The organism is Aeromonas sp. CA23 (assembly GCF_002587065.1).
Classification (GTDB): domain Bacteria; phylum Pseudomonadota; class Gammaproteobacteria; order Enterobacterales; family Aeromonadaceae; genus Aeromonas; species Aeromonas bestiarum.
Genome location: NZ_CP023818.1, coordinates 2278547 through 2302581, shown reverse-complemented (window position 1 = coordinate 2302581; position 24035 = coordinate 2278547). Strand labels below are relative to the sequence as shown.

Sequence of the window (24035 nt, the reverse complement as noted above, 5' to 3'; positions counted from 1 at the left end):
GGAAGGTAACGCCCTGCGGTCAGGTCATCAGCATGCCCAACTCGGCGGCAAATGAAAACGCCCTGCTCAGGGTTTGGTGATGACGGCCACATCGGCGTGGGGAAACTCGACCTGCGCCTGCCAGCGGGCCGCCAGGGCGCGAAACGAGGCCTCGGCGAAGAAGACGATGTGGGTCGGATCGTGGCGGTAGCGCCAGCTCTTGAAACGCTCGTCACCCAGCACCCGCTGGGTCTGCAACACCAGGATGCCGCCGGGCTTGAGGCAGGCCCAGAGCCCATCCAGCACGGTGCGCGGGGTGGCGATGTGTTCGATCACCTCGGTGCTGGTGATGAAGTCATACTGCCGCGTCAGCAGCTCGGGGAAGTCGGCATAGAACTTGTCGTAGCCTGCCATCTGGTAGCCCGCCTCCCGCCCCATGGCGATCAGCGCCGGGCCCGGGCCGCAACCGAAGTCGAGGCCGCTGGCCGGCGGCGGCAGCCGGCTCAGCACCTCGCCGAAGGCCCGCATCAGAAAGCTGCGATAGCGGGGATCATCCACCTGGTTGTCGTGGCCGTCATAGACCGCCTTCTCGCGCTCGGGATCCAGGTGCTCGGCCGCATCCAGCCAGACCAGCTCGCAGGCCCGGCAGCGATGATACAGCTTGCCGGCCACCGGCAGACCATAGGCATCGGTGGCACAGCAGAGCGGGCAGGATAAGGGGGTCATGGCATCTTCTCTCGAAAGCGGGGCGGTCTGAAATGGCCGCAGCTTGCCTGCCTGTCTGCTGGCTGACAAGGTTTTTGTCCTGCCGACCGGATGGCTCGTCACAGCTTCGCTTCATTTTTCAGGACGTTGCATCGCCCTGATACAAATTTTTTACCTCTTAAGGGTTTCTTAAGTTTGCCCCTTTAGTCTGACAACAACAGATCAGAAGGAGCCATCCATGACCACAGACATTCAAGCCCCCTACCGTTTGGTACTGGCCGATACCCCGCAACAGGTCATGGCATTGCAGGCCTACATACAAGCGGCCTACAGCCAGGAGTTCAACGCCCGCATTCCCCATTTTCTGCCCTGCCTGCTCGGTCTCTACCGGGCAGACGGCATCTTGGTTGGCGCCTGCGGCCTCAAGTTGGCAAGTGATGAACGCCTCTATCTGGAACAGTATCTGGACCACCCCATAGAGGTCGCCATCGAGGCAAGGCTGGGTGCCCCCGCCCGGCGAAATCGCATCGTCGAGGTGGGCAATCTCGCCTGTAGCGAACCGGGCAACGCCCGTCTGATGTTTGCTGCGCTCTGCCGCCTGCTGTGCGACAACGACCTCGATTATGTTGTGTTCACCGGCACAGCCCGGCTTCGCAACAGCTTCCATCGCCTCCACCTCACCCCGGTGGAGCTGGCCCCCGCCCAGGCCGACAAGGTGGGTGACGATGCCAGCGCCTGGGGCGCCTATTACCACTGCCAGCCCAAGGTGATGGTCGGGGATCTCGGCCAGGGACGGCAGGCACTGGCCCAGGGCAGCCTGCTGCTCTCCCTGCTGGCCCCCATGCCCTCCCTGTTCAACTGCCCGCACCGGAACGCCCTATGATGCTGTTTGACCAGATAGCCCATTTCGCCCGCCATGCACCCCACAGCCCGGCCCTGAGTGGCGGCGAGCATAGGATCAGCTACCAACAGTTGTGGCTGCAGGTGTCCGCCCTGGCCGACCGTCTGCAGCAGGCCGGCATAGCCCGACTGGCACTGCAACTGGACAACGGCCTGCCCTGGGCATTGATCGACTTGGCCTGCGCCAAGGCCGGCATAGTGGTGATCCCGGTCCCCCACTTCTTCAGCCCGGAGCAGCAGGCGTGGCTGCTGGAGAGCAGCGGCGCCGACGCCCTGATCGGCCCCCACCATCCCGGCTGGCAGGCGAGCGAGCCGCTGCAACTGGCGGTCGGCGAGCTGCCGCTGTGGCGCCGCACGCCTGCCAGTCTGCCGCCCCTGCCGGCCGGCACCGCCAAGATCACCTATACCTCCGGCAGCACGGGGCAGCCCAAAGGGGTCTGCCTCTCCCTTGACCAGATGATGGCGGTCTGCGCCTCGCTGGCCGAGCGGGTCGCCCCGGCCAACGTCGAGAAACACCTGACCCTGCTGCCGCTTACCACACTGCTGGAAAACCTGACCGGCCTCTACGTGCCGCTGCTCACCGGCGCCAGCAGCCGCATTCCCTCGCTGGGAGAGCTCGGCTTTGTCGGCTCCAGCAAGCTGGACCCGGCCACCCTGGCCCAGGCCCTGCTGCGCTGGCCCACCCACAGCCTGGTGCTGGTGCCCGAGCTGCTGCGCCTGCTGCTGGCCCTGTGCAGTGCCAACCCAGCGCTGGCCGAGCAGCTGGCCGGCCTGCGCTTCGTCGCTGTGGGCGGCGGCAAGGTCTCCCCCGAGCTCATCAGCCGCGCTCGCAAGCTGGGGCTGCCTGTCTATGAAGGTTATGGCCTGTCGGAGTGCGGCTCAGTGGTGGCGCTCAACGGTCCGGATGGACACAGCCTGGGCAGCGTCGGCCAGCCACTGCCCCACTGCCGGGTATCGATCGCCGCCGACGGCGAGATCCTGGTAGAGGGGGCTGCCATGCTCGGCTATCTGGGCAGCGACGAACCGGCGCCAGAACTGGTCGCCACCGGCGATCTGGGCCACCTGGATGATGAGGGCTACCTGCACATCACGGGGCGCAAGAAGAACGTCCAGATCACCGCCTTTGGCCGCAACTTCTCCCCCGAGTGGATCGAGGCGGAAGCCCAGCTCTGTCCCGCCATCGCCCGCATCGTGATCTTCGGTGACGGCCAACCGGCCAACGTCGCCCTGATCCAGCCACTGCCCGGCGCCGACGCCCAGCTGGCTCAGCAGATCGAGCAGCTCAATCACCGCCTGCCCGACTATGCCCGTATCCATCACTGGCTGCCGGTGGCGCTGGATCAGCATCCGGAACTGCTGACCGCCAACGGTCGCCCCCGCCGCGAGCGGATTTATCACCACTTTTCCCGGCAGATCAGCCAATGCCTTACAGGAGAGACCTCATGAGCTTCTATCAAGTGCTGCAACAAGCCACAGCCCAGGCCCGGGAGCATCTGTTCAAAGCCCCCATCATAGAGGCGTGCCGCAAGGGGGAGATCTCCCGCGACATCTACCTGCGCTTCCTCGCCCAGGCCTTCTATCACGTGCGCCACACGGTACCGCTCTTGATGGCCACCGGCGGCAAGCTGGGCCAGGAGTATGAATGGGTGCGCGGCGCCATTGCCGAGTACATCGACGAGGAGTACGGCCATCAGGAGTGGATCCTGAGCGACATCCGCGCCTGTGGTGGCGATGCCGAGGCTGTGCGCCACGGCCAGCCCGAGCTGCCCATCGAACTGATGGTGGCCTTTCTCTATGACCAGGTGCAGCGCGGCAACCCCATGGGCTTCTTCGGCATGGTGCAGGTGCTGGAAGGCACCAGCGTCGCCATCGCCCTGACCGTAGCCGATCAGCTGAAAACGGGTCTCGGCCTGCCCCCCCAGGCCATGAGCTACCTGAGCTCCCACGGCGCGCTGGATCAGGAGCACCTCAAGTTCTTCGAATCCCTGATGAACCGGGTGGAAGACCCGGCGGATCAGGCAGCCATCATTCACGCGGCCAGGGTGGTCTACCGCCTCTACGCCGACATGCTCTATCAACTGACGGAAAACCAGACATCATGAAGCTTGAAGGAAAACTCGTGCTGCTCACGGGCGCCAGCGGCGGGATCGGCGAAGCGCTGGCCCAGGAGCTGGCGGCCCAGGGGGCACACCTGTTGCTGCATGGACGCAGGGCCAGTGCGCTGGAGCGCCTCTGCAAGGAGCTGCCGCACCCGGAGCGCCACCAGACGGTGATCGCCGATCTGGACTCGCCCCAGGAGCGGGCCAAACTGCTGCAGCACCCGGCGCTGGACGAGGGGCTGGACGTGCTGATCAACAACGCCGGCTGCAACCAGTTTGCCTGGCTGGAGGATCAGAGCAGCGAGCAGGTCGAGCGCCAGCTGCTGCTCAACGTCGAGGCGCCGATCCAGCTCACCCGCATGCTGCTGCCCCGGCTGCGCAAGCCGGCGGTGATCATGAACATAGGCTCCAGCTTCGGCGCCATCGGCTACGCCGGCTACAGCGTCTACTGTGCCAGCAAGTTCGCCCTGCGCGGCTTCAGCGAGGCGCTCGGCCGCGAGCTGGAGGGAACCGGCATCCAGGTGCTGCACTTCGCCCCCCGCGCCACCCGTACCCGCCTCAACTCAGAGGCGGCCTACGAGATGAATGCCGAGCTCGGCACCCACACCGACAGCCCGCAGGACGTGGCCGAGGAGGCCGTCATCGCCCTGTGCAACGAGACCCGCCGCAGCTGGCTCGGCTGGCCGGAGAAGCTGTTCGTGCGGCTCAACGCCCTGCTGCCCGGCCTGGTCGACCGGGCGCTGGCCAAGCAAAAACCCATCATAGAGCGCTATGCCCGCCACGCGGCGCCCGGTGCCGGCAATCCGGGGCACTCCACTTCCGTCATGACAGAGAAGGAACGTTAAGATGAAGCACGCCACTTTCCGCCCCCGTTTCACCCACGGCACCCTCCTGCTGCTCATGCTGGGTTCAGGTCTGGCCCAGGCCGCCGACGCCCTGCCCGTCATCCAGCAGCAGTGGGCCGTCTGTCAGTATCAGCAGACCGGCAAGGCCAAGGAGAACTGCCTCGAGCAGTTGAGCAGTCAGGCCGATCAGGCCAGCGCCAAGGAGGCCTTTCGCACCGACCTGCTGATCTGGTCTGCCATCGTCAAGAGCACCTGGGCCGGCGCCAAGGGCGGGCTGGGAGCGCTGGGCCTGGTCAAGGAGGCCAAGGCCAAGCTGGAGATAGCCCTCAAGCAGGATCCCAAGGCGCTGGAAGGCTCCGCCTACACCAGCCTGGGCTCGCTCTACTATCAGGTGCCGGGCTGGCCGGTAGGCTTTGGCGATGACGAGAAGGCCGAGCAGCTGCTCAAGCAGGCGCTGCTCATCAACCCGACCGGCATAGATCCCAACTTCTTCTACGGCGACTTCCTGCTCGATCAGGGCCGCAAGGATGAAGCCAAAACCTATCTGGACAAGGCACTGGCGGCGCCGGACCGCCCCGGCCGCGAGCTGGCGGATCAGGGCCGTCGCATCGAGATCCGGGATCGCCTCGCCAAGCTATAAAAACAAGCCGGATCAAACAGCTATTTAAACTCTGCCCGCCCGCTTGCATACTGGTGGGCAGCGTCGTTTAAGGGGGAGTGACTATGCGGATCCTGTTGGTCGAAGATGATGTGATGCTGGGCGATGGCATGGTGGATGCCCTGCGCAGCAGTGGCTACACGGTGGATTGGCTGCAGCAGGGGCTGCCCGCCCTGTCGGTGCTCAAGAGCGAGGAGTTTGCGGCCCTTATTCTGGATCTCAACCTGCCGGATATCGACGGCATCAGCCTGCTACGCAAGCTGCGCCGGGAAGGCCAGACACTGCCCGTGCTGATCCTCACCGCCCGCGACGCCCTGGACGACCGTGTGCTGGGGCTGGATGCGGGCTCCGACGACTACATGGTCAAGCCCTTCGCCCTGCAGGAACTCAACGCCCGTCTGCGCGCCCTGGTGCGGCGCAGCAAGGGCCAGGCCCAGGCGATGCTGGAATATGGCGAGCTGCAGCTCTATCCCGAGTCTCAGCAGGTCATCTATCGGGGCGAGCCGGTCAAGCTGACCCCCCACGAATACAAGCTGTTGCAGGAACTCATCACCCAGAGCGGCCGGGTACTGAGCAAGGATCAGCTGCAACAGAGCCTCTACGGCTGGGATGAGGGCGCCGAAAGCAATGCTGTGGAGGTCCATATCCACCACCTGCGCAAAAAGTTCTACAGCGACCTCATCCGCAACATTCGCGGGGTCGGCTACATCATTCCCCAGCTTGAGCAGGCCCAACGCCGGGACGGCCGGGCATGACGAGTCCCCGCTCCATCCGCCGTTTTCTGCTCTCCGGCATACTGGCGCTGGTCAGTGCCAGCCTGGCCATCAGCGCCCTCATCGGCTATCTCGAGGCCAGCCATGAGATGGAGGAGCTGTTCGATGCCCGCCTCGCCCAGTCTTCCCGCATCACCAATCAGCTGCTCAGCCGCTATCTGGAGCAAAATGGCGAGCTGCCCGCCAACGGCACCGTCTACGAAGATTGGGAGCAACACAACCCGGATCAGTGGCAGAAGGACACCAGCCTCAATCTGAGCGGCGAAGACAGGGAGCTGACCCCCTTCGGCCACGAGTTCGAACGCAACCTCTACTTCCAGCTGCTGAACGAACAGGGCAGCATACTGCTGCGCTCCCCCAGCGCCCCCAGCCAGCCACTGGTCGAACTGGCGCCCGGCTTCAACACGGTCGAGAAAGACCAGCATCAGTGGCGCACCTTCACCCTCTACAACCGGGGCGAACATACCTGGCTGGTGGTGGCGGAGCGGGACGACGAGCGCAGCGAACTGGCCAGCAAGATGGCCACCCTGACCATGCTGCCGCTGCTCATCACCTTGCCCTTCCTGCTCGGCCTGCTGTGGTGGCTCATCTCCCGCGGCCTGGCACCGTTGCGACTGCTGGCCCAGGCCATAGGCGAACGCCACCCCGCCAACCTGAGCCCGCTCAACCTGAAGATCCGCGCCCAGGAGCTGACCCCGCTCACCAACGAGATCAACCGCCTGATGCACGCCCTGGCCGACACCATAGAGCGGGAGAAACAGTTCACCAACGAGGCGGCCCACGAGCTGCGCACCCCGCTGGCCGTGCTTCGCATCCACAGCGAAAACGCGCTGGCAGCCGAGGATGACACCAGCCGCGAGCAGTCGTTGCAAAAGATGCTGCTGGCGCTCGATCGCAGCGATCGCCTGCTGCGCCAGCTGCTGACCCAGGCCCGCATCGACAACCAGCAGGGGCTGGAGCTGACCGAGCTCAATCTGAACCTGCTGCTGCAAGGCACCCTGGCCACCCTGGCCCCCATAGCCCTGAAAAAGGATCAGCAGCTGTCGCTGGAGGGGGCGGAGCAGCTCACCGTGATGGGGCAGGCCACCCTGCTGGACCTGCTGTTCAGCAACCTCATCGACAATGCGCTGCGCTACACCCCGGCCCGGGGCGAGATAGCGGTCGAGGTGCGGCACGAAGGCAACAGAGTCAGGGTCGATATCCGCGACAACGGCCCCGGCATCCCCACCGCCGCCCTGTCACGCCTGTGCGAGCGCTTCTTTCGGGTCAATCCCCAGCAAGGAGACGGGGTCGGCCTCGGCATGGCCATCGTCTCGCGCATCGCCCAGCTGCACGGCGCGGATCTGGACATCCACAACCGGCAAGAGGGAGGACTGGAGGTGAGTGTGCTGCTGCCCGTGCCGCCGCAGCCTTCTTCATGATACCGCTTCGGCGTGCATGGAAAACGGGGGCCTGAGCCCCCGTTTCTGTTGTCTGCAGCGCCTCTGGTGCGACACCACTCAGCGGCAGCCGGGCTGCACAGTGAAGGTACGGCTCGAATCCACGGCCCCCAGATCCGCCAGCAGACGGCGACCGAGCAGCACCGGATAGATCATCTTGCTGCGATCCCGCAGGGTGAACCACTCCTCATACACCTTGTCACCCAGGCAGATGGCCATGGTGACCGTAGGCCTCTGCTCCATGCCGCCGGCGCCGCGCACCGTCACCATGTGCTCCACCGGCCGCTCCAGGGTCTGGCGCACCTGCTGGTCGGTGTTGGCATCCGTCACCTGCAGGGTAAAGCGCACCCAGGATTTGCCATCGCGCTTGAAGTGGTGCAGATCCCGTGCATCCATCGAGGAGGTGAGCGCCCCGGTATCCAGCTTCATCTTCACCGCCACGCCGCTTGGCATGATGAGCCCCTTCTCGATCCAGCCATACACGGCGGGAGCCGAGGCGGCACTGGCCGCCCCCGGCAGGGAGAGGCAGGCCAGCAGCAACAGCGGCATCATTCGCGATCCAAACATGTCAGTTCCTCGTCCAGACAGGGCCCAGGCTGGCCCGAGAGGCCCAGAATGGGGATGCAAACGGCGGCTGTCAACTGGCGAAGCGCGGCGGCAGACGGACTTGTTCCGCCCGCGTCGGAGGCGCGACATGGGCTGGTAAAAAGGCATGATTGAGGAGTGTGTTCGCGGGGAGGTTCAGGCCGAAAAGCGGTGTTGGATGACACCCGAGGCTGCGCTCAGGTTGTGACGCCAAAGGCTAACACAATGATGAGTGAATTATCAGTCTTGTTCTGGCGGGATTTTTGCCTACACTGTTGTAAACCGGAGGCCATGAAAACCGCCGGTTTTTTTGCGCCTGCCGAAAATTGACCACTGCAAAAGTGACTTTCAACAAGGCTCAATAAGGAATTCGTCATGCGTATCGAAGAAGACTTGAAGCTCGGTTTCAAGGATGTTCTGTTCCGCCCCAAGCGCTCCACTCTCAAGAGCCGTTCCCAAGTCAGCCTGACCCGTCAGTTCACCTTCAAGCACACCCAGACTCAATGGCAGGGCGTTCCCGTCATCGCCGCCAACATGGATACCGTCGGCAGCTTCGCCATGGCCAGAACCCTGGCCGGCTTCGAGATGATGACCGCAGTCCACAAGCACTACAGCCTTGCGCAGTGGCAAGCCTTCGTGAACGAGACAGACCCGGCGCTGCTGGGCCATGTGATGGTATCGACCGGCACCTCCGAAGAGGACTTCATCAAGACCCGCCAGATCCTGGCCATGTCGGCGGCCCTGCGCTTCATCTGCGTGGACGTGGCCAACGGCTACTCCCAGCACTTCGTCGAGTTCCTGCGCAAAATACGTGAAGCCTGCCCGAACCACGTCATCCTGGCCGGCAACGTGGTCACCGGCGAGATGGTGGAAGAGCTGATCCTCTCCGGCGCCGATATCGTCAAGGTTGGCATAGGTCCGGGCTCTGTCTGCACCACAAGGGTCAAGACAGGCGTCGGCTACCCCCAGCTCTCCGCCATCATAGAGTGCGCCGATGCGGCGCACGGCCTTGGTGGCCAGATCGTCGGTGACGGCGGCTGCACCTGCCCGGGTGACGTGGCCAAAGCCTTCGGCGGCGGCGCCGACTTCGTGATGCTGGGCGGCATGCTGGCAGCCCACGAGGAGTGCGGCGGCGAAGTGGTGGACGTAGATGGCACCCCCTTCATGAAGTTCTACGGCATGAGCTCATCGAGTGCCATGGACAAGCACGCCGGCGGCGTCGCCGACTATCGCGCCTCAGAAGGCAAAACCGTGCTGCTGCCCTACCGCGGCCCGGTCGAGAACACGGTGCGCGACATCCTGGGCGGCGTGCGCTCCACCTGCACCTACGTCGGTGCCAGCCAGCTCAAAGAGCTGACCAAACGCACCACCTTCATCCGGGTGCGCGAGCAAGAAAACAACGTCTACGGCAAGGAGTAAACCTGCCCCTGCCAGGGGGTGAGGGGGTCATGCCCTGCCCCTTAGAAGCCAATCCACCGGTGTGCTACCCTGCACACCGGTTTTTTTGTATCTCTTTTCCATCGGACCCCTGACATGACAACCTCTTCACCACGTAATCTGCCGCCATTCGACTGGGATATCTTCTGCTGCGTCGTGGACAACTTCGGTGACATCGGCGTCACCTGGCGGCTCGCTCGCCAGCTGGAGCAAGAGGGGCATGTCCCGACCCAGGCTAGTGGAGCAGAAGAGGGACAAGGGCTGGCCCACGGCAGTGAAGCAAGAGTCAGGCTCTGGGTGGACGATCTGGCGAGCTTCGCCCGCATCTGCCCGGGACTCGACCCCGCACAAGATGGCCAGTGGGTCGCGGGCATCTATATCCAGCACTGGCACGACGCGCTGCCGGCGGATGTGATCCCGGCAAAGGTGGTCATAGAAGCGTTCGCCTGCGAACTGCCCGCTCCCTTTATCGAGCGCATGGCCAGCCAACCCAAGCCCCCCTGCTGGATCAATCTGGAATACCTCTCGGCCGAACCCTGGGTCGAGGATTGCCACGGTCTCGCCTCGCCGCAACGTCTCGTTAACCAGAGCCTCGGCGACCTGAGCCTCAACAAATACTTCTTCTTCCCGGGCTTCACCCCCAGAACCGGCGGCCTCTTGTGCGAGCAGGGGCTCATGGCCGCGCGTGAGCAGTGGCAACAGGATGAAGCTGGCCTTGCCGCCTACTGGGCCAGCCTGGGATTGCCGCCCAAAGGGAACAATGAGCTGAGAGTCAGCCTCTTTACCTACGAGAGCGAAGCGCTTGTGAGCCTGATTGAGGGCTGGTGTCAGAGCCCAACCCCCGTCACTTTGCTATTGCCGCTGGGGCGCTCGCTCAATGACGTGCTGCGCGGCGCCGGCCTTGAGAGCGCCATCGCCAGGGCCGGGGATCTGCTGCGCGCGGGCAGTCTCACCATCAAGCTGCTGCCGATGACGGATCAGGCAGGCTACGACCGGCTGTTGTGGAGCTGCGACCTCAATCTGGTGCGCGGCGAGGACTCCTTCGTGCGGGCCCAGTGGGCCGCCCGCCCCTTCCTGTGGCACATCTACCCGCAGGATGAGCAGGCCCACATGGTCAAGCTGGACGGTTTTCTCGATCACTATCTGGCGGACTTTCCCCCGGAGGCAGCCCAATGGTTGCGGGCTTTCAACCACGCCCTCAACCAGGGGCAAGATACCAGCAAACTTTGGGCCCAATGGCCCCGATATAGCGCCATTTGGCAGCAAGATGCGCGAAGCTGGTCACAGAAGCTGCTCGAGGACGGGGATCTCGTCACGCGGTTGGTGAAATTTTTAGAAAGCCGTATATAATCTGGCAGTTTTTATCCGTCCGTTTCACGAACAGGAATTTTTTACATGAAAACCGCACAGGAAATCCGCGCTGGTAACGTAGTCATGATCGGCACCGAGCCGATGGTGGTCCAGAAGGCTGAGTTCAACAAATCCGGCCGTAACTCCGCCGTGGTCAAGATGAAACTGAAGGGTCTGCTCAACGGTAGCGCGACCGAGACCGTATTCAAGGCCGACGACAAGCTGGACGTGGTTCAGCTGGAGCGTAAAGAGTGCACCTACTCTTACTTCTCCGACCCTCTGTATGTCTTCATGGACACCGAGTACAACCAGCACGACGTCGAGAAAGACAACCTGGGTGACGTGCTGAACTACCTGGTAGACGGCATGGAAGACATCTGCGAAGTGACTTTCTACAACGAGAAAGCCATCTCCGTAGAACTGCCGACCACCATAGTGCGCGAAGTCGAGTACACAGAGCCGGCCGCCCGTGGCGACACCTCCGGCAAAGTGACCAAGCCTGCCCGTCTGAAGGGCACCACCTACGAGCTGGCCGTTGCCGCCTTCGTAGAGATCGGTGACAAGATCGAAATCGACAGCCGTACCGGCGAATTCAAGCGTCGTATCTCCTGATCGACCCCTTGAGTTGAATGCAAAAAAGCGAGCCAATGGCTCGCTTTTTTATTGATCCCCTGGCCGCACTTCAGAAAACCGGCCCCGTGCCGCTAACCCAGTTAACCGGGGAGCGCACTATGGCCAGATTATCCTTATCACTGCTGTTACTGACCCTGCTGGCAAGCGGTGCTTCGCAGGCCAGCGATGTCGCGCCCCCCGTCGCCGAGCCACAGCCCCTCGACTACTGGCAAAACAGCGACTGGCAGGGGCTGCCCAACAGCACCCAGATAGACAAGCAGACTGTGCTGTTTGCCAAGCACGACAGCGACAGCTATGTCGGGCTGGCGATCCTGCTGCCGGACTGGCAGCGCAGCGGTCAGCTGTGGCAACTGACCCGGGCCCTCGGCCAACTCGGCTTCGATACCCTGCTGCTGCTCCCCTCTCCCCAACAGGCGGAGCTGGACCCCGCCGCCGAGAAGAAACAGCAGACCATCGATGACTTTCGCAAGCAGTTTGCCGCCCGCATCATCAAGCTGGGGGATGCCAAGCTGCAAGAAGGGGGCTTCAAGCTGATACTGGCGCAGGGCACCAGCGCCGCCTGGGCCACCAACCTCATCGCCAGCGAGCAAGTGCCCGCCCCCGATGCCCTGGTGCTGCTGGATGGCTTCTTTCCCAATCAGCAGAGCAATCAGACCCTGGCCAAGCAGGTGGCCCAGGCGACCATGCCGACCCTGGATCTCTATCAGGAAGAGGGTGGCCGCTGGCCACTGCTGGCCGCTGAAGCTCGTCGCAGCGAGAGCCGCCGCAGCCACAAGCTCAACTACCGTCCCTACGCCTTGATGGAATTGGATGAAACACCTACCCGCATTCAGGGTTGGCTCACCCACCTCGGCTGGCTCTGACCTCGACCTGCCCCCAAAATGCCGCCAGCGTCACAGACAGCGCCATTGATTCACCACTGATAGCGTTCGGGCTGGCTCCCGGACGCCCATATTTGGCATCATGACGGCTCCAATGGCAGGAGGCGTCATGCAGCAGATAGTTTTTCTCGATAGCGATACCCTGGATGCGGGCATCACACTGCACCGGCCCGACTTTCCCCATCACTGGCAGAGCCATCCAAGCACGACCCCCGAGCAGGTGGTGGAGCGGCTCAGGAATGCCAGTATCGCCATCATCAACAAGGTACGCATCGGCGCCACCGAGCTGGCACAACTGCCGGATCTCAAGCTGATCGCCCTGGCGGCCACCGGCAGCGACAACGTGGATCTGGAGGCGTGCAGGGCAGCCAATGTCGGGGTATGCAATATCCGCAACTACTCGGGCCCCTCGGTGCCGGAGCACGCCATGGCGCTGATGCTTGCCCTGTCGCGCAATTTGTTCGCTTGGCGCCAATCCCTGCTGGAGGGGCGCTGGCAGCAGAGCGGCCAGTTCTGCTTCTTCGATCACCCCATCATGGATCTGCACGGCAAGCAGCTCGGCATCATAGGCAAAGGTACCCTGGGTCAGGCGCTCGGCGAACGGGCGCAGGGGATGGGCATGGCGGTGCGCTACGCCCAAAGCCAGGTGGGTGCCAGTCATGATGAGGATCGGCTGCCGCTGGACGCGCTGCTGCAAAGCTCGGATGTGGTCAGCCTGCACTGCCCGCTCACCCCCTACACCCGCCACCTGATCGGCGAACGAGAGCTGGCCCTGATGAAACCGGGCGCCCTGCTGATCAACGTGGGCCGTGGCGGCCTAGTGGATGAAGCGGCACTGCTCAAGGCGCTGGCCAACGGCCGGCTCGGTGGCGCCGGCTTCGATGTGGCGAGCGTCGAGCCGCCGCCCCCCGATCACCCGCTGATGCAGGCCCTGCAATACCCTAACTTCATCCTGACCCCGCACGTGGCCTGGGCCAGCGAGGAGTCGATGCAACGCCTCGCCGATCAGCTGATCGACAACATCAACGCCTTCGCCGAAGGACGGCGCCAGCACCGGCTGGTCTGAGTCACACCATGCAAAAAGGGGCCTGTTGGCCCCTTTTGTCTATGCTCGCCACCATGGCGCGCCAGCCAGCACGGCTGACATCAGTCATCATCATGCCATCTGTGTTTCTTGTGCTTCTTGTGTTTCTTGTGGTGCCTGTGCTCATCGTCGTCGTAGCGATCATTGTTGCTCTTGTGACCGTCTCCCGTCTTGGCACCAATGGCCGAGCCACTGGCACCGCCGATGCCGGCACCGATCAGCTGGCCCGTGCTGCCTCCCACGCTCTTGCCGATGGCCGCGCCACCCAGAGCACCGACGGCCCCCCCCAGAGCGGCTTCATTCTTGTTGCCCTTGTTGGCGGTGGCGGCGCCACCGGCCGCACCACCGACTGCCGCTCCCACCAGGGCACCGGTATCGCCCCCCAGCTCCTTGCCTATCATGGTGCCCGCCACGCCACCGGCACCGCCGCCGAGTATGGTGTTGAGGGTTTCCGAGGCCTGCACTGCGCAGCTCGCCAGCAACAGGGAGCCCAACAGGGCCAGGGCGCTCATGCCGTGTTTGTTCATCTCCATGGGGTACTCCTGTCAAACCTGATTAATTTCCCCTGCACTATACAAACAGCCGTTCACTCCGCCAGTGGCCCCCGTGGCCTGACACCTCATTCAAAAGAATCCGAGCCAGGCGCAGGTGCTCGAGATGAAAGATTAACGATTTGAAAATAAAGATAAAAATATGTAGATCAGCACAAGGTGAGCGGTACATCCCCCCGGCCCGGATTGTCGCAGCCCGCCAGGATCACGCAGGGATCAGACAGATATTGTCACCGAAGGGAGCCTGGCTCACTGCCAGTCTCCGGGGACGAAGAGAGATGCCAGCGATCCCGCCCCAGCCGCTTGCTCTGGTAGAGGCAGTCGTCGGCCCGATCGAACAGAAAGAGGGCGTCATCCGGATAGTGAGCTCCGCCCGCGCTCAGGGTGACCTCTGCCTTGAATTCCCGCCACTGCTGATTGCGTACCCGCGCCAGCAGATGGTTCAGTCGCGGCTCCAGCTCATGGCGCGCCCACGGCAGCAGGGCCGCAAACTCGTCTCCCCCGATCCGGTAGGCGCTGCCGCTGCCAAGCTCGGCCACCATCAGTTCAGCCACCCGGCAGAGCACGCCATCCCCCACGCTGTGGCCCCAGCTGTCGTTGATACATTTGAAATTGTCCACATCGAACAGCACCAGCCAGTGGGGCGTCTGATTTTCTTCCAGCTCGCTCCGGCGCTGGATAAAGGCGCGCCGATTCATGATACCGGTGAGGGGATCGTGCAGCAGCGCATCCTGCCCTTGCAGGAAGCTGGTGCGGACCTGCTCTATCTCGCTGAGGCTGTTGCGCACAAACCAGGTCTTCAGGTGACTCGAAGGCTTGGGGCAACAGGGTGCTTGCACAATGCCGGTCAGCGAACCCGAGACCAGCGCCTGCTCCTGACGGAACACCCGCACCAGAAAATTGATGCTGCAAAACCAGATGATGAAGAGGGAAAGCAGCGGCAGCACCACCATCAGCAGGGCCTCGTAAAGACTGTCACGAAACAGGGCGGGGGGCAGATAGATATTAAGGTCCCAGTCGACGTCCTCCAGCTCACGCCTCAGGTGGCTGCCATGCCAGATAACATCCAGCCCCAGCAGATGGGGCTCTGCCGTCGCGTTAGCCTTGTCATAGAGCGCCATCTTGCTGCCCACCAGCAGCCGGTCACTGCCCCGCTGGCTAAGGTAGATGGCGGCCTGGTTGCTACCCATGGCCCGCTGCAGCGCCTGCTGGATGGCGTTGAAGGACATATCCACCATCAAGAGGCCGAGCAGCTTGCCATCATCATCTTTCACCCGTTTGATCAGAGTCAGGATGCGCTCGTGGGAACTGTACTCCTGATAGGGGCCAAACCAGACCAGCTCGTCCCCTTCCATCGACAACACCTGGTACCAGGGGCGCAGGGCAGCCCTGTACTCGGCTGGCTGTACCCAGAGGGGATAACTGCTGATCCGATCGAAGCGGGAGTTGTAGAAGTAGATGTAGTGATCGTCACGCTTGATCTGATGGGCGATGGCCCAGATCGGGTTGTCGGCGGGCTCGCCACGGGCGATGGCCGCCTTGTCCAGCGATGCCTCCAGCACGGCCAGCTGACGCTGGTTGGCCAGCACAAGCTCGTGAATGAGCGCGGCCTCGATGGAGGAGATCATGTGGCCGTAACCGGCCATCGTCTTGTCTATGCTGCGCAGGTAACTGACTGCAGCCAGGGTCAGGGTGGCGACCAGCACCAGAGCGCCCAGCAGGAAGGAGCACGAGGTCAACACATAGTAGCGCCGGTTGAGCACCCACTGGATCATCAAAGCTCCCTGAAAACAGCCGATGTGCGAGGATCTTATGGTGAAAAGACCGGATTGATCATTGATTGAAATCAGCTGAATGAGGGCTAATTGACAATAAACACAAAAATGTGAGGCGGCTCATCCAGACTGCGCATATGAATATCCACAAAAAGTAAAAACAGTGACCACTGTGCGTTGACGGTTAAGCGGGAAGGCGGTGTTATAGTCTATAGCTTGAACAATCGGAGCCGGATGGCCTTCTCACTGGCCGCCGAATGCGATTATCCGTCAAACCAAGGAGATGTTATGAGCAGTCCGTTTATCGAACAGATCAAAGTACGTCGTACCATCTATGCCCTGGGCGACCAGGTCTCCCACACGCCGGAGCAGCTGACGACCCTGATCCAGGATGCCGTCAAGCACAGCCCCTCCTCTTTCAACTCCCAGAGCTCCCGCGCCGTCATACTGTTTGGCGCCCAACACCACAAGCTGTGGGACATAGTTAAAGCTGAATTGAAAAAGATAGTACCGCCAGAGGCTTACGCCCAGAGCGAAGCCAAGGTGGATGGCAGCTTCCGTGCCGGTTTCGGTACCGTGCTCTTCTTCGAAGACACGGATGTGATCAAGGATCTGCAACAGAAGTTTGCGCTGTATGCCGACAACTTCCCCATCTGGTCCGAACATGCCACCGGTATCGCCCAATTTGCGGTCTGGACCAGCCTGGCACAGGAAGGGATTGGAGCCTCCCTGCAGCACTACAACCCGTTGATCGACGAAGCGGTGCGCAAGGAGTGGAACCTGCCAGCGAGCTGGCTGCTGCGCGCCCAGATGCCCTTTGGCAGCATCAAGCAGCCAGCCGGAGAGAAGACTTTTATCGACGACACCACCCGTTTCCGCGTTTTCAAATAACCAGGCAGTCTCGTCATACCATGCCCCCGCTCGCCGGGGGCTTTTTTGTTGTCTGCTCTCCCATCAGGTCAGCAGCGTCACCTGCAACGCGCCCTCCGCCCCATCACCCACGCTCACCTGACGCCAATCCTGGATCACGGCTATGACGGCCGGATCCAGCAACCGCTTGCCACCGACCTGCACCACGGTGCAACCGGCCCGCAGGGCACTCTCTATGCCAGCCGGCGCATCCTCGAACACCAGACAGTCGGCGGGGGCAACCCCGAGCCGTGTCGCGGCCAGCAGATAGGGCTCGGGATCCGGCTTGCCCCGCATCACGTCTTCCGCCCCCACCAGCAGATCCGGCAGTGGCAGACCTGCGCTCGCCAGCCGATGGCGGGCGACCCTCTGACTGGCGGAAGTCACCAGAGCCCAACGTCCGGCGGGCACGCTGGCCAGCACGGCCCGGCATCCCATGATGGCCTCGCCGCGCCCCGTGTGATGGATCTCAAGCTCATCGAGCAGGGCCACCTCCTGCGCCATGTCGAGCTGCGGTGCCAGGGCCCGGATCACCTCCCGCGAGCGCAGGCCGTGACACATGGCCAGCACGGGCTCGGGCGCCAGCTGATGACGTCGGCACCATAGCCGCCACACGGTTTCCACCTCGCCGGTGGAGTGAACCAGGGTGCCATCCATGTCCAGCAGCAGGGCGGCAGCCCGCAGGGTGAGCCGGGTCATGACGGGGCTCCAGCCAGCACGGGCTCAACCCCAGCCAGCACACTGGCGAGGGCCAACTGCTGGGCTGCCTGCTCATAACAGGCCAGCGCCTGCTCGGCATTGCCCGCCCAGACCTGCTGGGGGGCCACCACAAATCCCTGTTGCAGCAGGCTCGCCAACAACTCCCCCGTCTCCGGCGCCGCCAGTGGCTGGGCCATCACCAGGGTTCCCTTGATCAAAAACAGATAGCGTTCGCTAGACATGACATGGCTCCTCGTTGTGCGTCAGGCGGGCAGATGGCCCGTTACGAGACCATTAGAACAAGGCGGTTAGATAATTTATAATCAATAAATCGCCACATTGGATAACCAAACGGAATGAAATTCGACTTGAGGCAACTGCAGGCGTTCGTGATGCTGGCCGAGACCGCCAACTACCGGGAGGCCGCCAGCCGGCTGTTCATCACCCAGCCGGCACTGACCAAGCAGATCCAGGGGCTGGAGCTGGCGCTCGGCAGCACGCTGTTCAACCGGGGGCGCCACGGCGCCGAACTGACCGCCATGGGGGCACAGCTGCTCACTCAGGCCAGCGCACTGGTCGAACACGGCAAGGGGTTTGAGCGCCACGCCCTGGCGCTGGCGAGCGGCATAGCCGGGCGGCTCAAGATTGGCTTCGGGCTGTCGAGTTTCGCGCTGGCCCCCTCGCTGGTCGCCCGTTTCAAGCAGCAGGTACCCGATGTGATGGTGCATCTGCAGGACATGACCTCCGCCATCCAGCACGAGCGCTTGCTGTCGGGTCAGTTGCAGCTGGGATTCATGCGTCGGCCGCACGCGCCGCAACTGCGGGAGCACAGGCTGCTGACCGACCGGTTGGTGCTGGCCGTGCCCAGCCAGATGACGGGGCAGGATCCGGCTGCGTTCGACGTGGAGTGGGCGCTGGCCCATCAACCACTGTTGCAGATGGTCGGCCACCGCTGCCCGGGCCTCAGCCAGCAGATCGCCAGCTTCCTCGGCGCCAACCGGCTGACCGGCATGGTGCAGGAGGCGGAAGATATCCAGACCCTGGTCGCCCTGGTGGCCGCCGGCATAGGCAACGCCATATTGCCCCGCAGCGTCAGCTTCATTGCGGGCCAGGATGTTACCCTCTACCCCTTGTCCGGCCCCTGGTCAGAATGGGAAATCAGCCTGGTCTGGAATCCGGCATTTGCCGATCCCATCCGCGATCGTTTCCTGCAACTGGTCATGGCGGCGCATCCCACGCCATGCTCGGCCGTGCCCGAGCGCTGAGGCGGCTTATGCGCAAAAAAAAGCCCCATCAAGGGGCGGGTAATGACGGACAGCCGACGCTGTGGCAGCGATTCTTGCCCCCCTTTTTGGCCATGTAGAGCGCCATGTCGGCCGCCGCCAGCAGCTCGTTCTCCGAGCCCGGCAGCTGCTCAGGGATCTGGGTGGCAATGCCGATGCTGGCGCTGAGTCGTGCATCCCCCGCCTCCCGGATACTCAAGGCATGGATCCCGAGGCGGATCGCCTCCCCCATCCGCAAGGCAGCCTCCTTGCCGGTATTGCCGAGAACCAGCGCAAATTCATCGCCCCCGAACCGGCTTGGCAGATCCGCTGGCCGCTGGCACAAGGCGTTGAGCAGGTGGCCCACCTGCAGCAGGAAATCATCCCCGACCTGATGGCCGAAGCGATCGTTGCACGCCTTGAAGTTGTCCAGATCCAGCATGATGAAGGAGATGGGCGTGCGCTCCCGCATGCTGCGGCGCCACTCGTTATGCAGGAAGCTGTTGAACAGACGCCGGTTGGCCAGACCGGTCAGGGGATCGTGCTGGGAGAGGTGGGTCACGTCCAGCTCCTGCAACTTGCGCTCCGTGATGTTGATGTGGGCTATGGTGTAAAACTCGACATCCACCCCCAGCACAGGAGAGACCCGCATCATGAACCAGCGCTGGATATCCGGGCTGTGGCAGGGATATTCCAGAGAGAAGTGCTCCTGCTCACCGCACAGCACGCGGCGGATCCCCTCTGCCGCCATCAGAACCAGGGGATCGACCAGGCTGTCGAACACCCTCAGATAGTTGACCCCCAGCCAGTTGTACCCTGGCGGCATGCCGTTTTGCTCGGCAAACCGGTTCCAGGCGAGATTGGTATAGTGGATCACCCCATCCCGATCAATCACGGATATCTGGTCTTCCAGCGAGTTCAGCAAGGCCGCCAGATACTGCGCCCGATCGGAAAAGTGAAACAGAGAGCCCCGAAAATCATCCACCATGACCGTCATCCTGAAATGAAAACGCCAAGCAAAAATTAGAGACAAATGAGTCATCACCAGAAGTAAAGCAGCCCTGACTCACTTCGCCAAATGCCGTCACCGACCACAGAGGAACAAGGGGATGGCCCCTTCTCCCCGACCGTGATGACCCTTCAGGATAAAGAGCCCTTGATTATCAACCTGTTAGTCGCGGCAACAATTGAGCAGTCCGGGCTCAGTGACCACACCACTGACTTTCACAAGGAATGCCATTGCCTCTCCCTCTGCCATCCATCTTGGTATTGGGGCAATTTTGCAAAAACCAGGTCGCCTCCTCGCAGGAGGTCATCTGGGAGCAGTACTGCCGACCGTCGCACTGACGGACGAAGGTGGGGCTGTATGAGCTGCCGGCCTCCTCCTGACTGAAAGAGGAGGCCGGCGGAGGTGAGACCGACTCGGCCGAGAAGCGGGAGTAGACAGAAAACAGACCCGCCAGCACCAGCAGGGGGATCAACTTGCCGCACCAGTTGCTCTTGCGGCGATAGGAGGGGCCAGGGCGGGGCCTGGACGAAACGGGTGGCTGTGCTCCCCTGGCCACCGGTCGGCGGACCGCATCCTTGCCGGGCAAGGGGGGCGCTGAGGTATCAGTCAGCGACAGCGGCCGGTCGGGAAAGAACACCTGCACGGCCCTGGGCTTGTCGTCTTTGCCCCTGCCTATCAGGTAGGAGACCCGCTCCCCCGCCTCGGGCAGCCGGCCATCGGATTGCAGCGCCGAGATGTGCACGAACAGCTCGCGCCCTTGCTGCTCGCCCCCCTGCTGCTCCGGCGTGATAAAGCCGAAGCCTCGCGCCTCGTTCCAGCTCGCGATCCGTCCCTGATAACGCATGCCCTCATCCTTGTGGCCATCCATGCTGACTCCATGTTGCCCTAAAACGGCGCCGGCTCAACAGGGGACTGGCGACAAAATGTCAAAATAGTGAGCGAAAACAGCCTTGACCGGCGGGATCACGCCAGCTGGACCACCTTGATGATCTCGGCGATGCGGCCGAGCATCCGCAGCGAGCCCTGGTGCTCGCTGGTGTCGGCGGCGGCGCAGGCATCCTCCAGTATGGTGATGGCGTAGTCCCGATCGTGGCCGTCCCGGGCCGCAGCCTGAATGGCCCAGCTGGTGCTGACCCCGCACAGATAGAGGTGACCGATGCGATTGGCCCGCAGCGCCGGCTCCAGCGCGGTGCCATAGAAGGGGCTGACCCTGGGCTTGGTCAGCACCAGATCGCCGGGTTGCACGTCGAGGTCGGGGTGAAAGTCGGTGCCACTGTCCGCCAGAGAGAGCGCACCAAACTGATTGGCCCGACCAAACATGGGAGACCCCTTGGGTTGCAGCAGGTAGCCGCCGTCAAAGCCGACCTTGATCAGGATCACCAGCCAGCCGTGGGCACGGGCATGGGCCAGCGCCTGATTCGCGTGGGTGATGGCATCCTGCTCCAACACATGGGCCGCCGAGGCGGCGATGCGCCCATCCGGATGAGCTATGTCGTTGATAAAATCGATCGCCAGCAGTGCCTTGTTCATCATCTCTGCTCCCTCGTGATGGCGCCCGGCGCCTTATACCAGCCCCAATGCGTAGCGCAGCGCCATCTCCTTGAGCGGGCCTGCCTTGTCCGCCAGATTGAGGGCCAGATTGCGGGCCAGCTTGAGCGGCCCTATCTCGTTGCTGAACACACCATAGAAGAGATCCATCCCCGACTGCATCAACAGGTTGTCAGGGCGACGGCGACGCTCGTAACGCGCCGCCAGGGCCGGCTGATGCCAGTCGGCGCCCGCCTTTTCCAGCAACCCGGCCCAGCAGGCCACATCCTTGAAGCCGAGGTTGACCCCCTGCCCCGCCAGCGGGTTGATGGTGTGGGCGGCATCGCCCAGCAGCAGCACCCGACCGGCGTGATAGTCGTTGGCGTGGCGCCGCACCAGCGGGAAACTCCCCTTGGCCGTGACGGTGAAGCCGCCGAGCCGGGCCGGAAAGTGGCGGCGCACCTCCTCCCCCAGCTTCTCGTTGCTCATGGCCGACAGGATGCGGATGCGGGCCGGGCTGTCATACCACACCAGGGAGCCGTGCCGGCCGGGCAGCGGCAGGAAGGCGCGCGGGCCGCTCGGGGTGAACTGCTGCCAGGTGATGTCTTCCTGTTCGAAGTCGGTATCGATATTGATCAGCATGCAGTGCTGACGATACTCGAAGCGCGACACGCCTATGCCCGCCAGCCGGCGCATCTGGGATTCGGCGCCATCGCAGGCCAGCACCCAGCGGGCGGCGAGTTCGGTGCCATCGTCCAGGGTCAGCACCGCCTCGTCGGCGCCCTGGCGCAGACTCGTCACCGCCGCCGGTGTGTGGGTCTGGATGGTGGGGAAATCCTCCATCCTCTTGAGCAGGGCCAGCTGCACCAGCCGGTTCTCTATGATGTAACCGAGCTGGGGCAGGCCGAGATCGGCCGCGTCGAAGCGGGTGGCAAAGCCGTCCAGCTCCCAGGTCTCCAGCCGGCGGTAGGGACAGAGCCGCATCTGCTGCAGGTGCGACCAGGCACCGGCCTGCTCCAGCAGCGCCACCGAGGCCTGGCTGATGGCGGAAACCCGCAGATCCAGCGGCTGCTGTGGGGCGAATTGCTCGGGCAATTGGGTCTCTATGACCCGAATGGAGAGGCCCTGCGCCGCCAGCAGACAGGCGGTGGCGGCGCCGACCATGCCGGCGCCGACGATGGCGATATCACACTGTTCCATAACTTGATTCCTGAAAGGAGACGCCCCGGACAAGGGTAGGCGGGGTAAAACCGAATGGGGACATGATACCGCAAGGGACCGGCAGAAACAGTGAGACAAATTGCGAATTGCCGCGCCAAATCAAGGAGAAAGGCCGAGCAAATAGCGACTGTCCAGGAGGGAGAGAGACCCATGACGGGCTGGATATTAGCTAGGCAGTATCCAGATTGCGGAGTAAAATGCCCGGTCCTTTGACCATGCCGATTTCAAAACAAGTCAAGAGAAGCAATGAGCAAGAAACTTCACATTAAAACCTGGGGTTGCCAGATGAACGAGTACGACTCGTCCAAGATGGCCGACCTGTTGGATGCCAGCAATGGCTATGAACTGACCGAGGAGCCCGAAGAGGCAGATGTCTTGCTGCTCAATACCTGCTCCATCCGCGAAAAAGCACAGGAGAAGGTGTTCCACCAGCTGGGACGCTGGAAAAAACTCAAGGCCAACAAGCCCGGTCTGGTGATCGGCGTGGGTGGCTGTGTCGCCTCTCAGGAGGGGGACAACATTCGCACTCGCGCCCCCTATGTGGATATCGTCTTCGGTCCACAGACACTGCATCGCCTGCCCGCCATGATCAAGCAGGTGCAGGAGGGGCGCGGTGCCCAGGTGGACATCGCCTTCCCCGAGATCGAAAAGTTCGACAGCATGCCGGAACCCCGTGCCGAAGGCGCCACCGCCTTCGTCTCCATCATGGAAGGCTGCTCCAAATACTGCTCCTTCTGCGTGGTGCCCTACACCCGTGGCGAGGAGGTGAGCCGGCCGATGGACGACGTGCTCTACGAGATCGCCCAGCTCGCCGAACAGGGCGTGCGCGAGGTGAACCTGCTGGGCCAGAACGTCAACGCCTACCGGGGCCCGACCTTTGATGGCAGCATCTGCTCCTTCGCCGAGCTGCTGCGACTGGTGGCCACCATCGATGGCATAGACCGCATTCGCTACACCACCAGCCATCCGATCGAGTTCACCGACGACATCATAGAGGTCTACAAGGACACGCCGGAAGTGGTCAGCTTCCTGCACCTGCCGGTGCAGAGCGGCTCCGACCGTATCCTGACCATGATGAAGCGCCCGCATACAGTGCTGGAGTACAAGTCCAAGATCCGTCGCCTGCGTGCCGCCCGTCCCGACATCACCATGAGTTCCGACTTCATCGTCGGCTTCCCGAACGAGACGGACGAGGATTTCGAGGCCACCATGAAGCTGATCGAAGAGATCAACTTCGACATGAGCTTCAGCTTCATCTACAGCCCACGCCCCGGCACACCGGCCGCAGACATGCCAGACGACGTCGACATGGAAGTGAAAAAGGCCCGCCTGGCCCGCCTGCAGCATGTCATCAACAACCAGTCGATGCAGATTGGCCGCGCCATGCTGGGCTCCACCCAGCGCATCCTGGTGGAAGGGCCCTCCCGGCTCGACCCCATGCAGCTGTGTGGCCGCACCGAGAACAACCGGGTGGTCAACTTCGAGGGGCAGCACACCCTGATAGGCGGCTTTGCCGACGTGGAGATCACCGAGGTGCGTCCCAACTCCCTGCGCGGTCGTTTTATCCGCGGTGAGGATGAGATGAATCTGCGCATCGCCACCGCGCCGCGCGAGATCCTGGCTCGTCGTCCCGACAATGTGCCCGATGCCCTCGGCGTTGCCGCCTTCACTCCCCACTAATCTCTTCGTGCCCATCCGGCCTGGCCTGATGGGC

The 24035-nt window shown here is 62.9% G+C and carries 25 protein-coding genes; 15 read left to right on the top strand and 10 right to left on the bottom strand.

All coding sequences use genetic code 11. The features are described from left to right. Positions 1-66: 66 nt before the first annotated feature. The gene (locus CK910_RS10945) at positions 67-705 is read right to left on the bottom strand and encodes a class I SAM-dependent methyltransferase (RefSeq protein ID WP_098982952.1); all 639 of its coding nucleotides are present in this window, start codon (positions 703-705) and stop codon (positions 67-69) included. Between the two features lie 217 nt (positions 706-922). Between CK910_RS10945 and CK910_RS10940 the strand changes: the two genes are divergently transcribed. From CK910_RS10940 to CK910_RS10910, 7 genes are all read left to right on the top strand, one after another. After that, positions 923-1567 carry a thermostable hemolysin gene (locus tag CK910_RS10940; protein ID WP_098982950.1) on the top strand — a complete coding sequence of 215 codons (645 nt, stop codon included), beginning with the start codon at positions 923-925 and terminating at the stop codon, positions 1565-1567. After that, positions 1564-3030 (top strand): AMP-dependent synthetase/ligase, encoded by a 1467-nt coding sequence (locus tag CK910_RS10935; protein ID WP_098982947.1) that lies wholly within the window; start codon positions 1564-1566, stop codon positions 3028-3030. Before CK910_RS10940 ends, CK910_RS10935 begins: the two co-directional genes overlap by 4 nt. Further along, positions 3027-3686 (top strand): TenA family transcriptional regulator, encoded by a 660-nt coding sequence (locus tag CK910_RS10930; RefSeq protein ID WP_098982945.1) that lies wholly within the window; start codon positions 3027-3029, stop codon positions 3684-3686. Before CK910_RS10935 ends, CK910_RS10930 begins: the two co-directional genes overlap by 4 nt. Beyond that, positions 3683-4528 (top strand): SDR family oxidoreductase, encoded by an 846-nt coding sequence (locus CK910_RS10925; protein WP_098982943.1) that lies wholly within the window; start codon positions 3683-3685, stop codon positions 4526-4528. Before CK910_RS10930 ends, CK910_RS10925 begins: the two co-directional genes overlap by 4 nt. A 1-nt stretch (position 4529) precedes the next feature. Beyond that, positions 4530-5168 carry a tetratricopeptide repeat protein gene (locus CK910_RS10920; protein ID WP_098982940.1) on the top strand — a complete coding sequence of 213 codons (639 nt, stop codon included), beginning with the start codon at positions 4530-4532 and terminating at the stop codon, positions 5166-5168. A gap of 83 nt (positions 5169-5251) precedes the next feature. Then, entirely contained in the window at positions 5252-5941 is a 690-nt protein-coding gene (locus CK910_RS10915) for a response regulator (RefSeq protein WP_043555117.1), read from the top strand. After that, positions 5938-7380, top strand: coding sequence for an ATP-binding protein (locus CK910_RS10910; protein ID WP_098982937.1), 1443 nt, complete (start codon positions 5938-5940; stop codon positions 7378-7380). The genes CK910_RS10915 and CK910_RS10910 overlap by 4 nt, the downstream gene beginning before the upstream one ends. 78 nt (positions 7381-7458) lie before the next feature. Here CK910_RS10910 and rloA3 read toward each other — a convergent pair whose 3' ends face one another. Continuing rightward, complete coding sequence (rloA3, locus tag CK910_RS10905; RefSeq protein ID WP_098982935.1) at positions 7459-7965, bottom strand: retropepsin-like aspartic peptidase RloA3; 507 nt, start codon at positions 7963-7965, stop codon at positions 7459-7461. Positions 7966-8358: 393 nt separating this feature from the next. Between rloA3 and CK910_RS10900 the strand changes: the two genes are divergently transcribed. From CK910_RS10900 to CK910_RS10880, 5 genes are all read left to right on the top strand, one after another. Further along, a complete protein-coding gene (locus CK910_RS10900) occupies positions 8359-9402 on the top strand; it encodes a GMP reductase (RefSeq protein WP_042867634.1) in 1044 nt (347 codons plus the stop codon). Positions 9403-9516: 114 nt separating this feature from the next. Beyond that, on the top strand, positions 9517-10770 hold the full coding sequence (gene earP, locus CK910_RS10895; protein ID WP_098982932.1) for an elongation factor P maturation arginine rhamnosyltransferase EarP: 1254 nt from the start codon (positions 9517-9519) through the stop codon (positions 10768-10770). Between the two features lie 45 nt (positions 10771-10815). Next, positions 10816-11382 (top strand): elongation factor P, encoded by a 567-nt coding sequence (gene efp / locus CK910_RS10890; protein ID WP_042867629.1) that lies wholly within the window; start codon positions 10816-10818, stop codon positions 11380-11382. A gap of 119 nt (positions 11383-11501) precedes the next feature. Then, positions 11502-12266: a DUF3530 family protein gene (locus CK910_RS10885; protein WP_098982930.1), complete on the top strand. Its 765-nt coding sequence runs from the start codon at positions 11502-11504 to the stop codon at positions 12264-12266. Between the two features lie 127 nt (positions 12267-12393). Next, positions 12394-13350, top strand: a complete 957-nt coding sequence (locus CK910_RS10880) for a D-2-hydroxyacid dehydrogenase (RefSeq protein ID WP_042867625.1) — start codon at positions 12394-12396, stop codon at positions 13348-13350. A gap of 80 nt (positions 13351-13430) precedes the next feature. On the opposite strand, the gene CK910_RS10875 is transcribed toward CK910_RS10880, so the two are convergent. Both CK910_RS10875 and CK910_RS10870 read right to left on the bottom strand, forming a co-directional pair. Further along, a complete protein-coding gene (locus tag CK910_RS10875) occupies positions 13431-13901 on the bottom strand; it encodes a YMGG-like glycine zipper-containing protein (protein ID WP_098982927.1) in 471 nt (156 codons plus the stop codon). Between the two features lie 248 nt (positions 13902-14149). Further along, positions 14150-15694: a sensor domain-containing diguanylate cyclase gene (locus tag CK910_RS10870; RefSeq protein WP_098982924.1), complete on the bottom strand. Its 1545-nt coding sequence runs from the start codon at positions 15692-15694 to the stop codon at positions 14150-14152. 288 nt (positions 15695-15982) lie between these two features. On the opposite strand from CK910_RS10870, the gene CK910_RS10865 reads away from it, so the two are divergent. Next, positions 15983-16585, top strand: a complete 603-nt coding sequence (locus CK910_RS10865; protein ID WP_098982922.1) for a nitroreductase family protein — start codon at positions 15983-15985, stop codon at positions 16583-16585. Between the two features lie 63 nt (positions 16586-16648). Here CK910_RS10865 and CK910_RS10860 read toward each other — a convergent pair whose 3' ends face one another. Continuing rightward, positions 16649-17302: an HAD-IA family hydrolase gene (locus tag CK910_RS10860; RefSeq protein ID WP_098982920.1), complete on the bottom strand. Its 654-nt coding sequence runs from the start codon at positions 17300-17302 to the stop codon at positions 16649-16651. Beyond that, positions 17299-17544 carry a hypothetical protein gene (locus tag CK910_RS10855; protein ID WP_098982917.1) on the bottom strand — a complete coding sequence of 82 codons (246 nt, stop codon included), beginning with the start codon at positions 17542-17544 and terminating at the stop codon, positions 17299-17301. Before CK910_RS10855 ends, CK910_RS10860 begins: the two co-directional genes overlap by 4 nt. Before the next feature lie 114 nt (positions 17545-17658). Here CK910_RS10855 and CK910_RS10850 point away from each other — a divergent pair, with 114 nt between their 5' ends. Continuing rightward, positions 17659-18567: a LysR family transcriptional regulator gene (locus CK910_RS10850; RefSeq protein WP_098982915.1), complete on the top strand. Its 909-nt coding sequence runs from the start codon at positions 17659-17661 to the stop codon at positions 18565-18567. Between the two features lie 28 nt (positions 18568-18595). On the opposite strand, the gene CK910_RS10845 is transcribed toward CK910_RS10850, so the two are convergent. The 4 genes from CK910_RS10845 to CK910_RS10830 form a co-directional block, all read right to left on the bottom strand. Next, positions 18596-19552 carry a sensor domain-containing diguanylate cyclase gene (locus tag CK910_RS10845; protein ID WP_098982912.1) on the bottom strand — a complete coding sequence of 319 codons (957 nt, stop codon included), beginning with the start codon at positions 19550-19552 and terminating at the stop codon, positions 18596-18598. Positions 19553-19766: 214 nt separating this feature from the next. Continuing rightward, the gene (locus CK910_RS10840; RefSeq protein WP_098985061.1) at positions 19767-20417 is read right to left on the bottom strand and encodes a cold-shock protein; all 651 of its coding nucleotides are present in this window, start codon (positions 20415-20417) and stop codon (positions 19767-19769) included. Positions 20418-20536: 119 nt separating this feature from the next. Then, positions 20537-21103, bottom strand: coding sequence for a cysteine hydrolase family protein (locus CK910_RS10835; protein ID WP_098985060.1), 567 nt, complete (start codon positions 21101-21103; stop codon positions 20537-20539). A 33-nt stretch (positions 21104-21136) separates the two neighbouring features. Next, on the bottom strand, positions 21137-22300 hold the full coding sequence (locus CK910_RS10830; protein WP_098982909.1) for an FAD-dependent monooxygenase: 1164 nt from the start codon (positions 22298-22300) through the stop codon (positions 21137-21139). Positions 22301-22567: 267 nt separating this feature from the next. Between CK910_RS10830 and miaB the strand changes: the two genes are divergently transcribed. Next, positions 22568-24001: a tRNA (N6-isopentenyl adenosine(37)-C2)-methylthiotransferase MiaB gene (gene miaB, locus CK910_RS10825; protein WP_098982907.1), complete on the top strand. Its 1434-nt coding sequence runs from the start codon at positions 22568-22570 to the stop codon at positions 23999-24001. Positions 24002-24035 lie beyond the last annotated feature (34 nt).